Source organism: Algoriphagus lutimaris, from assembly GCF_017051705.1.
GTDB classification, from domain to species: domain Bacteria; phylum Bacteroidota; class Bacteroidia; order Cytophagales; family Cyclobacteriaceae; genus Algoriphagus; species Algoriphagus lutimaris.
This window is the reverse complement of record NZ_JAFIDJ010000002.1, coordinates 1,504,772-1,518,591: the sequence shown is the minus strand read 5'-3', so window position 1 is coordinate 1,518,591 and position 13,820 is coordinate 1,504,772. Positions and strand designations below refer to the sequence as shown.

At 38.4% G+C, this 13,820-nt stretch carries 13 protein-coding genes; 1 reads left to right on the top strand and 12 read right to left on the bottom strand.

Annotation, left to right across the window (positions count from 1 at the left end):
• Nucleotides 1-24: 24 nt before the first annotated feature.
• The 12 genes from JYB62_RS17195 to JYB62_RS17140 all read right to left on the bottom strand — a co-directional run bounded on the left by JYB62_RS17195 (nt 25) and on the right by JYB62_RS17140 (nt 12,452).
• Entirely contained in the window at nt 25-570 is a 546-nt protein-coding gene (locus JYB62_RS17195; protein WP_205646587.1) for a YceI family protein, read from the bottom strand.
• A 78-nt stretch (nt 571-648) separates the two neighbouring features.
• Nucleotides 649-1,101, bottom strand: coding sequence for a MarR family winged helix-turn-helix transcriptional regulator (locus JYB62_RS17190; protein ID WP_205646586.1), 453 nt, complete (start codon nt 1,099-1,101; stop codon nt 649-651).
• Nucleotides 1,102-1,263: 162 nt separating this feature from the next.
• Nucleotides 1,264-2,064: an alpha/beta fold hydrolase gene (locus tag JYB62_RS17185; protein WP_205646585.1), complete on the bottom strand. Its 801-nt coding sequence runs from the start codon at nt 2,062-2,064 to the stop codon at nt 1,264-1,266.
• An 83-nt stretch (nt 2,065-2,147) separates the two neighbouring features.
• Nucleotides 2,148-3,740: an amidohydrolase family protein gene (locus JYB62_RS17180; RefSeq protein WP_205646584.1), complete on the bottom strand. Its 1,593-nt coding sequence runs from the start codon at nt 3,738-3,740 to the stop codon at nt 2,148-2,150.
• Nucleotides 3,741-3,876: 136 nt separating this feature from the next.
• Nucleotides 3,877-4,692: an enoyl-ACP reductase FabI gene (locus JYB62_RS17175; protein ID WP_074226922.1), complete on the bottom strand. Its 816-nt coding sequence runs from the start codon at nt 4,690-4,692 to the stop codon at nt 3,877-3,879.
• Nucleotides 4,693-4,778: 86 nt separating this feature from the next.
• The gene (gene recN / locus JYB62_RS17170; RefSeq protein ID WP_205646583.1) at nt 4,779-6,431 is read right to left on the bottom strand and encodes a DNA repair protein RecN; all 1,653 of its coding nucleotides are present in this window, start codon (nt 6,429-6,431) and stop codon (nt 4,779-4,781) included.
• 39 nt (nt 6,432-6,470) lie between these two features.
• Nucleotides 6,471-7,373 (bottom strand): type IX secretion system protein PorD, encoded by a 903-nt coding sequence (gene porD, locus JYB62_RS17165; RefSeq protein WP_205646582.1) that lies wholly within the window; start codon nt 7,371-7,373, stop codon nt 6,471-6,473.
• 28 nt (nt 7,374-7,401) lie between these two features.
• Complete coding sequence (coaBC, locus tag JYB62_RS17160) at nt 7,402-8,610, bottom strand: bifunctional phosphopantothenoylcysteine decarboxylase/phosphopantothenate--cysteine ligase CoaBC (protein ID WP_205646581.1); 1,209 nt, start codon at nt 8,608-8,610, stop codon at nt 7,402-7,404.
• Nucleotides 8,611-8,615: 5 nt separating this feature from the next.
• Entirely contained in the window at nt 8,616-8,930 is a 315-nt protein-coding gene (locus tag JYB62_RS17155) for a DNA-directed RNA polymerase subunit omega (protein ID WP_074226918.1), read from the bottom strand.
• A 22-nt stretch (nt 8,931-8,952) separates the two neighbouring features.
• A complete protein-coding gene (locus tag JYB62_RS17150) occupies nt 8,953-9,858 on the bottom strand; it encodes an outer membrane protein assembly factor BamD (RefSeq protein ID WP_205646580.1) in 906 nt (301 codons plus the stop codon).
• Between the two features lie 67 nt (nt 9,859-9,925).
• Nucleotides 9,926-10,642: a T9SS type A sorting domain-containing protein gene (locus JYB62_RS17145; protein ID WP_205646579.1), complete on the bottom strand. Its 717-nt coding sequence runs from the start codon at nt 10,640-10,642 to the stop codon at nt 9,926-9,928.
• A 163-nt stretch (nt 10,643-10,805) separates the two neighbouring features.
• Nucleotides 10,806-12,452 carry an OstA-like protein gene (locus tag JYB62_RS17140; RefSeq protein WP_205646578.1) on the bottom strand — a complete coding sequence of 549 codons (1,647 nt, stop codon included), beginning with the start codon at nt 12,450-12,452 and terminating at the stop codon, nt 10,806-10,808.
• 48 nt (nt 12,453-12,500) lie between these two features.
• Between JYB62_RS17140 and tilS the strand changes: the two genes are divergently transcribed.
• Complete coding sequence (tilS, locus tag JYB62_RS17135; protein ID WP_205646577.1) at nt 12,501-13,820, top strand: tRNA lysidine(34) synthetase TilS; 1,320 nt, start codon at nt 12,501-12,503, stop codon at nt 13,818-13,820.

Genomic DNA, 13,820 nt, shown 5'->3' with positions numbered 1-13,820 from the left:
CATTGGTGGTAGTTATTAAATGGCTTAGTCAGCCAAAACTTCTTGCTCTTGCTTAACAAGCTGTACGCTAAGGATCAATTTTACCTGATCACTAACGACAACAGATCCAGCTTCAGTCACTGCAGACCAAGCTAATCCAAATTCTTTTCTATTAACTTTTCCTTCAATTTCAAATCCAGCTTTGGTTTGTCCGTAAGGATCTCCAGCTACTCCTCCAAAATCAACATCCAATTCTACTTGCTTGGTAGTTTCTCTCATAGTTAAGTCGCCAATCAATTTGTAATCTCCATCAACTTGAGAGATTTTTCCTGTAAAAGACAATTTAGGATGATTTGCAGCATCAAAGAAATCTGCAGACTTCAAATGATTGTCACGATCTTTTTGGTTGGTATCAATGCTGTCAATGTCAGCCGTAAAAGATACAGTTGCTCCTTCAAAACTATCAGAAGTACTTTCTGCACTTCCTTCAAACTTTCTGAAATATCCTGTGACAGTTGAAATTACCAAGTGTTTTACTTTGAATGAAACTTCAGAGTGTGTAGGGTCAATAGTCCATTTAGTAGTTGCCATAATTGTTTTTGTTTAAGTTGTTTTATTATTTTAAGGTTATCACATTATATGTCTATACATTTATATAATCAAATTTTTTTAGCCTCGCAATTTGTCAAGCAATTCATTTAGTTTGTCTACTTCATCCAAATTCAAATGAACAAAATCGATATTGCCTTTCTCCACTCGAATTTGCAACTCGGCTAATAACTCCAAGCCTTTTTCAGTAATCAAAACATCCACTTGTCTCCTATCATTTGGACACTCGGAACGCTTCACTAAACCTTTTACTTTCAGTTTTTCAACTAATCTTGAGGCGTTAGACATCTTATTCAACATTCGTTCTTGAATAGATGAGACAGTAGTAGGCACCCCGTTTTGACCTCTTAATATCCTCAGTACATTGTATTGCTCAGGGGAAATCCCATATGGCTTAAATAGCGCATTTTGACTCGTTACCAAATAACTATGGGTATACAATAAATTCACCACAGCCTTATTGAAAGGATCTTTAAACTCTTTCTGCTGTATTGCTTCTTCTATCTTCACCATTTCTTTGCAATTGTATTTAATGTATATACATGTAAATCTATCAAAAGGTTCCTAAAATTCAAAAAAATTTTTTCAGAAATGGAATGTTTTTTCAGAAAACAAGCTTTAAAGGCTGTATTAAGGGATTTATAGATTGATACTAAAAAATTATTTTTTATTGAATTAACTATTATCTATTAACCAATCTCCGATCAGTCTATTAACCTCTCTGGGCTTTTCTATACAGCTACTATGTCCAGCACCAGGTATTCGGTGCAATTTTGCATTAGCAATCCCCATCTGAATAAACTTCGCTTTGACAGGTTTGGTGGCAATATCCTCATCCCCCACTATAACCATGGTTGGACATGAAATAAATTTGAGTTCCTCTTCGATTCCGTTTCTGTAAATCACTCCATCCACCGGTCCAGTGATGGACCTTTTGTTAGCCATCATTTCCTTTTTCCAGAAGTCTACTTTGCCTTTATTCAAAGGGTTGGTCAGCCAGCTTTCTGCAAACATAATGGGCATCACCTTATTTGCCACTGGGCCAAGTACTCCAAACCACTTCACTATACCGTTCAGGGTTTTGTATTTTGGTATATTTTCAACCGGCTCTGAATTGGCTGAAGTTTCCATCAATATTAAACTTTTCACTATTTCCGGATGCCTTGCAGCCAATCTCATTCCCACGAATCCCCCCATAGATAATCCTGCAAAATGCACTGAACCCTTACATAGTGATTTTATTAATAAACATGCATCATTAGTTAAGGTGTCCATATCATAAGGACCTTTGACTTCGCTCTCCCCCTGCCCTCTATGATCATAGGAAATCACTCTAAACCTAGCACTTAAAAACTCTATTTGCTCTGCAAACATTTTATGGCTCCAAAGGAGCCCATGCGAAAAAACAATGGTCTCGTCTCCTACGCCTTGATCAGAATAAAATAAAGTGACTTCATTTACTTTAATATGGGGCATCGTTTTTAGTATTAAAAATGAACCGGGATATACTGTAATTGATATAACAGCATACCCCGGCACTAGGTTTTACAAATTTTTGATTACCAGTCCAATCCTGGTTGGTTAATCGGTGTACTTCCTTCTTCAGCTTTCGCCTTGTCCACCATATTTTTCACATCTTCTAATAGCTTTTTGGCATCATAAACAATCCCATCTTTGACAGTGTACTTCACTCCGCCTACTCTTATTGCTTTGTTGTTTTCATCGATTCTGATGGCACCAGTTCCATAAAGGACCTTCAAATTTTGAAGTGGATTCTCTTCTACAATTACGAAATCAGCTAATTTCCCCACTTCCACTGTACCGATTTCATTTTCCATTCCCATCAATTCCGCACCATACATAGTAGCAGATCGAATCACCTCTAATGGATGAAAGCCTGCTTCCTGAAGCAACTCCAACTCTCTGATATAAGCAAATCCATACAATTGGTAAATAAATCCAGAATCAGAGCCTGCGGTTACTCTTCCCCCACGATTTTTGTATTCATTTACAAAAGTCATCCAAAGCTTATAGTTCTTCTTCCATTGAATTTCCATGGCAGTGGTCCAATCAAACCAATAAGACCCATGAGATTGTCTGCTAGGTTCGTAAAACTTCCAAAGAGAAGGAAGTGTATAAGTCTCATGCCATTCTGCCCTCTGAGCTCTCATTAAATCACGGTTCGCTTCATAAATATTGAAGGTAGGATCCAATGTAAAATCCAACTCCAACAATTCATTCATCACGTTATTCCAATGCTCTGAATACGGTTCAGCAGCCTGCTCCCAAAGCTTTCCAGCTTCAGAAAATCTATGCTGCTCATTTTGATAATTATAATCCACTGGAAAATCCTGAACAGTCCTATCAGAAAATAATGCCTCAGGAAGCCCATACCAATGTTCCATAGAGGTAAGACCCGCTCTGGCAGAATTAAGAACATTCCATCTTGCTACATCCACCTGAGCATGGTGCATTGCAGATCGTAATCCAATTCTTTTATTCTCGGAAATGGCCGCTTGCATAACTTCTGGCTTTGCCCCAAAAAATTTAATTCCGTCAGCACCTTTAGCTTTATTGGAATTCACCCATGCTTTCGCTTCTTCTGCATTAGTGATTGGACTTTCTGCCCCTTGACCAAAAGCGGTATAAGCCAAAATTCTTGGTGCAGTAATCTCATTCGCCTCAGATTTTTCTTTTTGGTCCAAAACCCAATCCAATCCATTCCCGGTAGATGGGTCTCGGATGGTAGTGACCCCATGAGCAAGCCAAAGTTTGAATACATATTCAGCAGGAGTGCCTTGTCCCCTACCGCCAATATGTGCATGAGAATCCACAAAACCTGGCATTAAATAATGACCTTCTAAATCATATTCTTTATCATTTTCTTCGGCTTTTGGTCTTCTGCTTTCATTAATAGGAAGACCAGGATACCCTACTACTTGGATTTGCGCAATTTTATTCTTCTCTACTACGATATCGACAGGGCCAATTGGAGGCGCCCCTGTGCCGTCTATTAGGGTAACCCCGCGTAAAATAAGGCGGCCGTACTGTCCGTCTCCCTCAATACGTTCCGGCGCAGGTTCAATTTGTGCATAGACCGATGCCGAGATCATGGCACAGAAAAATGCAATTAGTAGTAAAGATTTTTTCATGGTTGATGGTTTAATTAATAATGAGCAATAAGATAATGCAAATTGCAAGAACAAAAAATCAGTTTTGGATGAACAGCTTTATACTAAAAAAGCCTTTCGGTTTCCCAAAAGGCTTTTTCTATAAACTTTCTCTATTTTAAAGATCTTTAAATTTTTCCATGATCTCTTCAGATATTCCTGTGAACGAATATCCGCCATCATGAAATAGGTTCTGCATCGTCACCATTCTAGTCAAATCTGAGAACATGGTTACAATATAATCTGCACAGCTTTCTGCTGAAGCATTTCCTAATGGAGACAAGGCATCCGCAAAATTATAGAAAGAGTCAAAACCTCCAATTCCGGTACCCGCAGTAGTTTTAGTAGGAGATTGCGAGATGGTATTGACGCGAACATTTTTCAATTTTCCGAATCTATAACCATAACCTCTGGCAATACTTTCTAGAAGCGACTTGGCATCTGCCATATCCGTGTAGAAAGGAAAAACTCTTTGTGCTGCAATATAAGAGAGCCCAACGATGGAACCCCATTCTTTCATTACATCCATTTTTTCCGCTACATGCATCATCTTATGGAAAGAAATGGCGGAAACATCATAAGATTTCATCGCCCAATCATAATTCAAATCACCATAAGAGCGACCTTTTCTAATATTAGGAGACATCCCGATAGAATGTAAAATAAAATCAAAGTCACCTCCTAAATATTCTTTTGCCTCAGTATAGAGCTTCTCAATGTCTTCTACACTAGTGGCATCAGCAGGAATAACAATGGTATCACATTCTTTTGCGAGATCATTGATTGCACCCATTCTCATGGCAATTGGTGCATTGGTCAATACAAATCGAGCTCCCTGTTCTTTAGCTTTAAGAGCAGTCTTCCATGCAATGGAATTCTCGTCTAGGGCACCAGTGATGATACCTAGCTTTCCTTTCAGCAAATTTTCTGGCATATATACTATTGGATTAATTTCAAAAATAAGGGTAAAAATAGAGAAAATTTGGCATTCAGTCCCTACCAAATAGCGCTTACTATCTCTTATACCCTTAATAGTTCCTTCGCACTCTTCAATGCTGAGTCACTCGGATTAGCGCCACCAATCATCTTGGCAAGCTCCAAAACTCTTTCATCAGCACTTAATTCCTTGATTTTACTGATAGTTTTATGAGAAGAATTATCCTTGTAAACAAAATAATGAACATCTCCTTTCCCTGCTACTTGAGGCAAATGAGTTATACATATCACCTGATGCTTACCTGAAATTTCCTTCATCATTCTCACCATCTGTAAGGCAACCTCACCAGATATCCCAGTATCAATTTCATCAAAGATCAAGGTAGGCATCGCCATTTTATCAGCCATTAGGTATTTGATGGCAAATAACAACCTTGAAAACTCTCCGCCCGAGGCAACTTTTTTAAGTGGTTGTAAAGAAGTTCCTTTATTTGCGGAAAACAATAACTCAATCTCATCTACCCCATTGGAAGTAGGGATGGTAGTAGTTAATTCTACTTGAAGTTTTGAATTCTCCATTCCCAGCTCCACCAAAAGTGCTTCCATTTCTTTTTGAAAAGTGGCAAAGCAAGCACTTCTCTTTTTGGTCAATGCTTTTCCTGATTTCAGTAGGGCTTCTTCCGACTGCTTTAAATTATTCTTCGCTGCCTCCAGGGTCTCATCCAAATTTTGAAATTGAAAGACCTTATCCGCAAGCTCTCTTTCCAATTCCATCAATTCCTCCACAGAGGAGAGACCATGCTTCTTTTGAAGCTGGTAAATCTTACTCAGTCTTTCCCTTGTCTCTTCCAATCTATCAAAATCTACTTCCACCCCAGCTTCTTCATCACTTAGCGTTTCAGACAAATCCTTTAAATCGATGAATAAGCTTTGAAATCGTTCTTTGAGAGGACTAAACTTATGAGCAAGCTTCTCCAAAGAGTCCAATCCATGCTTCACCTGAGTCATACCTTGAATAATCCCGAACTGCTCATCATCAAAAAGATGAAGCATTTCATTGATTTTTATTTTGATCTCCTCTGCATTCTCAAGTACCTCTTGACTGGATTCCAGTTCATCCTGCTCCCCTTCCTGGAGGCTTAAACTACTCAGTTCTTCTAATTGAAACTGGTTAAAATCAGCTTCTTTTTGCAACTCTTGTGCTTTATGTTGAATCTCCTGGAATTCTTTTTGAAGCTTTTTAAATTTTTTAAAATCCTCTTGGAAAGACTTTAATTCAACTTGACTTTGAGCAAAGGCATCAATCAAATTGAGTTGATAGGATCCAGAACCCAGCTGTAGCGTGTCATGCTGGGAATGCACATCCATCAGTTGGGACCCCAAAAATTTCAGAGTATCAAGAAGGACCGGCGTATCATTAATAAAGGAACGGGATTTTCCACTGGGACTGATCTCTCTTCTTATAATACAGGTAGGCTCATAATCTAAATCCTGCTGTTCAAAAAAATCATTTAGCCCATATTCACCAATTTCAAAAACCCCTTCCACGATACACTTTTTATCTTCAAAGAGAAGGACTTTGGTATCGGCCCTATTTCCTAATAGGAGACCTACTGCTCCAAGCATGATGGATTTACCTGCACCAGTCTCCCCAGTAATCATATTCAATCCACTGCTAGGTTTCATCAGCAATTGATCTATGAGGGCATAATTTTGAATACTAAGTGATGTAAGCATGGGTAATTATTGGGAAAAGCACAAAGTTATAAATCGCGATTAGCTTTTCGTCAACTCATTGTATTTTCTAGCATTATTAGGATCTACTTCCAATAAAAGCTCTACTAATTCTGTTCGGATTTCAAAGGAGGCATTTTTAAATACTTGGGCAATTTCATCCCCTTTGGCATCCATAAAGGTAATAGTCAAAATTCCGTTAGGCTGGGCCTTATTTGCTTCGGCTACCAAACGAATAGCCTCCAACATATTTTCGTAAGCCTTTTCAGGCTCGATCTGCAAAATATCCAATCCTTGGCGATGATATAAATAATAAGCCTCACGAATAGGAGCATAGACAGAAGAGGTGTACAAATCATTGATCAACCAATACCTGTTCCTTCTATCTGTTGGACTTTGAACCCAGCCTGGCCTTCCTGATTGCTGGGCATTGTTCACAATATCATTCGCTACTTCAAAGAATTCCTCTCCCCCTTTGCTCGAAAAACTATCATAATCTATCCCCAATGCAATGTGAGCATAGTACCCTAACAGAGAGCTGATGTTATTCAGGAAATTAAACCTATTGAATTCCAGAGGCTGAGATTCGATGTATTCGAAATTCCAGTTTCTGTCTGCAAAATTAAAAATCAAACTTTCATAATTCGTCCCGTATATGGGTCGAACAGTCTGAATCTGAACAGTCGCGTTATACACCCCCACCTGAGGCACATCATTGATGGTAATCAACAAATTTCCCTTGATACGCTCCTCAGGTCGAAACTCATCCGTAGTCCAGGACCTTCCGTTTAGAAATTGTTCGAAACTGGTTTTCATGGTATTGAAAACCGTTGTATTCTGGATTCTTGCCCTGTCACTATTGATGATTACAGTAAAATTGAGTTCTTGAGAGAAGCCTAAATGGCTCAAAAAAATCAAAAACAAACCTAATGTCGCTTTCTTCATAGATTTAAAAATAATGAAATATTCAAGTTCACACCCCAATTGGGACCAATTTGATCTGATCCAAAATCAATTCAGCAATTTTAGACTTGGTATCTACTTCTGAACTTACTGAATGACCAGAAGCCTGGTAGATATGAACTTTGTTGGTATCCACTTTAAATCCTGCTCCAGTCTCCCTCATTGAATTTAAAACGATGAGATCAAAGTTTTTCTTATTCAATTTTGCCTTAGCATTTTCAGTTTCATTTTGAGTCTCCAAGGCAAATCCCACATGCAATTGCCCGGGGCGCTTCAACTTCCCTAATTCAAAGGCTATATCTACATTTTTTACCATCTTCAGCGACAAATCCGTCTCGTTCTTCTTGATTTTCTCAGGAGCTACTTCAGCGGGTGCATAATCAGCTACTGCAGCTGCAAACACACAAATATCCATTAAACAATGAAGCTTATGAGCCGCATGATACATTTCCTTAGCTGATTTCACATCAGTCCAATGAAACTCAGATTTATCAACGTTTAAGGAAATAGGGCCCGAGATCACATAAACTTCTGCTCCTCTTGACTGAAAGGCTTTTGCCAAGGCATATCCCATTTTGCCACTGGAATGATTACTGATAAATCGTACCGGGTCTATTGCCTCCTGGGTAGGACCCATCGTAATCAATACTTTCTTGTTTTGGTAATCTGATTGAGTATGAAAAAATTGCATGATCTGATCCAAGATCGATTCTGGCTCCATCATTCTCCCTTGCCCGGATAAGCCACTTGCTAATTCGCCAATTTCAGATTCTAGGACATGATTCCCGAAAGAAATTAGCTTTTCTAAATTATGTCGAACAGCAGGATGCTGATACATATCCAAATCCATCGCAGGTGCAATCATAACTGGACACCTAGCAGAGAGGTACGTTGCAGTAAGTAAATTATCGCAAAGACCATTTGAGAACTTGGCAATAGTATTGGCACTAATTGGTGCCACTAAAAATAAATCTGCCCACAATCCCAGCTCCACATGGTTATTCCAAACTCCCGTCTCGTCCTTTTGAAATTCGACTAAAACAGGGTTTTTGGAAAGGGTTGCTAAGGTCAGAGGGGTAATAAAATCAAGAGCAGAAGCGCTCATAATTATTTGCACTTCTGCTCCAGCTTTGATTAATAACCGAGTAAGATGGGCTGATTTGTAAGCGGCAATACTACCGGTCACTCCCAATATTATTTTCTTACCCTTGAGGTCCATATGAATTACTCTCCTGCTTCTTCAGAAGGGTATCTAAAGTACACCTTATCTTCCATAAACTCTTCCATCGCAATGGTAGATGGTTTTGGCATTCTTTCGTAAAACTTAGAAATTTCAATCTGCTCTTTATTTTCGAAAACTTCTTCTAGATTGTCTACAGTAGATGCAAACTCAGAAAGCTTATTATTCAACTCTTCTTTCAAAGAAGAGGAGATTTGTTTTGCTCTTTGACCTACAATATGAAGAGACTCATAAAGGTTTCCAGTCTTATCTGCGATTTTATCCAAATCACGAGTAATAATTGACGGATTAATTGCCATATTTTGATCTATTTAAGTTCGTTTAATTACTATTATCTGTTGTACCTAGGGTTGCTTTTCTCTCTGCCTCTTGAGCCGCTGCCCTTTCTGCTACACGCTTTTTCATATCCAAGTGATCCTGCATTTCTTCTCTTGCTTGTTCCTCAAAGGTTTTTACTTCTGCAGTGTATCCGCTTTCTGGGTATTTTCTATAGAAATCACCCGCAAATCTTAAAGCATCCGTCAATCTTTCTTCTTTTTTCAAGTAGACAGAATTTTTTGCATACTCCGTGGACACTTCTACTAATTTATAAGCCAATTCTTCATTGTACTTACTTTCTGGGTAATCTTTAGCAAAATTCTGAAAGTTCACAATACAAGCTCTAAGGAAATCACCTGGGTACAAACCATCTTTCAGTCTGTAGTACATGGATGATTCCTGATATGCCTTTTCTTCAAACCTAGTTTCCAAATCGCTCAACATCTCCATTGCTCTTTCATAACTGGAAGATCCAGGGAATCTTGTCACAAATTGCTGAATTGCAGAAACAGCCTCTTGACTACTTTGTTGGTCAAGGTTATAATCAGGAGCATCAAGGTACAAAGAATAAGCATGCATAAATAATGCTTCCTCTGCCAAAGGGCTTCTATTGTAAGTTCTATAGAAGTTATTAAAGTACCCAGCAGCTTCAATGTACCTTTTTGTCTTAAAATGACAGTTGGCATAATTGTAATCTGCAAGTTCTGCTTTTTCACTTCCTCTAATGACAGGTAAAACCTTATCGTAAAGGATTATCGCTTTGTTATACTCTCCTTCTTGGTAATACTTATTAGCTCCATCGTATAATTCCTCCCAGTTTGTGCTTTTTTCAAGCTTGTTGAAAGGACCACAGGCACTTACTGCAATTAATAATACTAGAACGATAATGTTGTGTACGCGCATTTTCATTTTCAAGACCGCAAATATACGGGATAATTATTCGGATTCAAATGGTAATTGAAAGAGAGATTGCTTCTTACTTCTTGACAACGAGCTTCTTGGTCACAATATTTTTATTGTCCACAAAAAGCGTGTAGAAATAAACGCCAGGATTGAAATCAGAAACATTGATCACCAATGAACTTCTTTCTGGGTCCAACTGATATTCAGCCACTGGGTTCCCAATAAAGCTATTTATAGTGATTTTTGCTTGGACATTAGGATATTTTAACTGGTAATCCAGCTGGGCGATTCGGTTACTTGGATTAGGATAAATATCACTTAATGTTAATTCTTTGTAATCGAATTCATCTACTTTTTTATTGGGATTGGAGACATCATATCGTGCTTCCACTACAAATGATTCTCTAATATTTTCAAGATTCACGAAGTTCAGATCGAAATTCCCTTTAGTCTCCACAATACCCATGTCAAAATCCAGATACAAATCTGTCATCACTTCGCCAGGAGCCAAAGTAATCTTGATTTTTGCCAAATCTTTTTTGGGGTCATAACATTCATCCCCAATACAAATTTTCACATGCTGGGAAGAACCTATGTTTCCACTAATGTTTTTCAGAAAGTATGTTTTGGATTGATTTGACTCGTTTTGAAGAATTACCGTTTTTCGATGGGTAGTGCTTAAATCTCCGGTAAACTCAAAGTTTTCACTCAACACGCGAATTTGCTGTGCACCCGCAAATAGCGGAAACATCAGGCAAAGCCACATAAAAAGTTTGAGGAAATTATTCATGTAAAGTTCTAATCAATAAGCGACGTTTCTGTTTTCACAGTAATCAATATACGCACAAAATTAGTTCGATGTTAATCTGAACACAGAAAAAATGGGTTAATTCTTGTTAACCTTGATGAAATTTTTTCAAAGATTGTACGTTACCACTTTTTTTTGGACTTTTCTACTGTTCAAAAATCCGCTTTACAGGTATCACTCCCCTCTTTCTTAGCTCTTCCTCAATCTCTTCATCTGTTGGCATTCTGATTTCCACCTGGGGAACATTAAATAAATTTTTGATATCAGGATCGATCTCCAATAGAGTCCTCCACCTCCTAATCGTATTCATATCGGGATGTTCTTCAAACCTCCAATTAAAGCCCGAAAGTTTAGAATTATCCTTGTCCAAATTTTGAAATGGAATAAACCTTCCATCAGGTTTGATGCCATAATTGACTCGCTGAATTGCTCCTTCTTTAAACCCTAACCTGATGGTAGCGCTCTTCGTCATATTAACGCCTTGGGAAGCAGTGTCAGCCTCCAATACGAAATAGAGAGACTCCCCATTTCCATCGATATCCATCTTAGAAATTTGCCCCTCACTAAAATAACCCATCATCTTCCGCCCTTTCATTTGATTGAAATTCATGATGGTATCCTGTGTAATAATGAACGCGTTGTCCTTGAGGTAAACTCTATCCAGATTTTCATTTGCGATATAAAAAGTCATGCTATCCGAAGAAATCTGACTTTTCTGATTCCACATGACCGGGTCATTGAAAAGCTGAATAGAAGAATCATTATAATTGTACACCAAGGAATCAGCTTTTCCCGAAAGGTCCTGTTTTACAATATTGACTGAATTAAAGGCCAGTAAAAATTTTGCTGAGTCCAACTCATTGTCTTGTGAAATCAAAGAATCCGCAGTCATGAACAAGGTGTCTTGCTCGAAATATTTTCGAACCAAGGCATTCCCATAAACCAAACTATATTTTCTTTCTTCCCAATATTTCCCTACATCCCCAAATACCTCCACATTCCTTTCTTTATTGAATACCCTAACATCTTTTTTACCCTCATAATATGCTAGGTTTTCGTCATAAAACAGCTCTATGGCTTTGACTCTACTGGTCTCCGTCTCTACTAGACCATCAAAAAACTGGAATTGCTTATTTTGGGTATCATAAAAACTCCCATTCTGTGCATCCAGTGTATTCCCCTCTTTGGAGATCAAGTTGGTCAAGCCTTTTGTTTCTGCTGTTTTGGGAATAGTCAGATATACCAGATCATTGGTTTTCATGGTATAGTCCGGGTTTACCAATACCACATCATCCTCAAAAGTAATCCGTTCAACACTTACCTCATATCGTCCCTTCTCGCTAGTCAGCACATTCACGGAATCTACCACTTTACCATCATTATAGTAATAAGCGATATTCAATCCCCGGTCATAATCCAGGTAATCTGTATATAAGGTGGTCTCTTGATTCGTAAAAACCACGTTGTCTCTAAGCTTGGCCAATTTGGTGTTTCCGTCATATTCAGCATAAGAACTGGTAGTCCTGATCGGATCTTCTTGGTCCACTATCCGCACATTTCCAAACAATCTTGCCTCATTGGTTTCCCTATAAAAATAGGCCGAGTCACAATAAATCAGAGAATTTTGATGCCTCATCTCCACATCCCCAATCAATCTTTCAAATCCGCTCTCCCCGATCAACTCTCCAGCTTTATTGATTTCCAAGGTAGAAGAACCTTGAGCTGAGACTTGCCTTACCAAAAGGAGAAACAAGAAAAAGATCAGATAAAAACGGGAGTGTAGACTATTCATAAATTCTAAGATGACGGCAAAATTAGCAGAAAATGATATTTTTGATCAATGATCGAAGCTTTTATCCAGCATATCAAGCAGAAGTCCCTACTGGAAACAGAAAAGACCTATCTTTTAGCCTGCAGTGGCGGATTGGATAGCGTATGTCTGGGAACCTTAATGTATCTCGCAAAGATTCCCTTTGAAGTGGCCCATGTGAATTTTCATTTAAGAGGTTCCGAAAGTGACGAAGATGAGAAATTTGTAAAAGAGCTAGCTTCCAGATGGGGAAAGACGTTTCATATTCATCATGCCCAAACTACCAAGACGATAGAAGAAAAACACATTTCCACCCAAATGGCTGCAAGGGAAATCAGATATGATTGGTTTGAGGAAATCCGTAAAACCAGGAATCTGGATGGAATTGTATTGGCGCATCATAAAGATGATCAAATAGAAACAATTTTTTTAAACTTGACCAGAGGTACCGGCATAGAAGGGGTATACGGAATGGCAGACAAAAGAGGTTGGTTGATTCGTCCATTACTTCCCTTTTCCAGAGATCAAATCAAGGGATTTGCAGAAAATAATTCCATCCAGTGGAGAGAGGATAGTTCAAATATCAAAACAGATTATAAAAGAAATAAACTTCGATTGGTCGCCTTACCGGCATTGTACGAAACCACTGAAAACACCAAAGAAAACCTACTGACAAGTTTCGATCGACTTAAGGATACAGGAAAAGCATTTTCCGGTCTATTTGATTTATGGAAGTCTAAAAACATTCTGGAGAAAGAAGGCCTTCAAACACTTCAATTCCAAGACTTCATCCATATGGAAGGCGCTACCACCTTGCTTTATTTTTGGCTGAGGTCATATGGCTTCAACTCAGACCAAGCGAAAGAAATTTATGAGACCTGCACTCATCAAGAGTCTGGTAAAATCTTTACCTCTGGGGATTTTCTTGTCAATATCGATAGGCAACAAATCATCCTTTCTCCTAAAGCTGTGATTTTTGATGAAATCGAACTCACAAAAAATGACTTGGGATTTACTTTGCCCGAAGGGACATACGAGATACTTAAACTGGAAGATGTTTCAGAAATAGATCGAAACAAAGACAATGCAATGTTGGATTTGGAACAACTGGAATTTCCATTAACTATCCGCAATTGGAATGAAGGGGATAAGTTTATTCCATTAGGGATGAAAAACAGCAAAAAAATCAGTGATTTTTTGATAGATTTGAAAATACCCTTGGTAAAAAAGCAAAGAATAAAAGTCTTAGTTTCTGGAGGGAAAATTGCCTGGATCCTCGGCTTACGAATTGCTGATTGGGCAAAATGCACTGCTGCTACTAGAAAAACTTTATACCTGAAAAAACGGTGA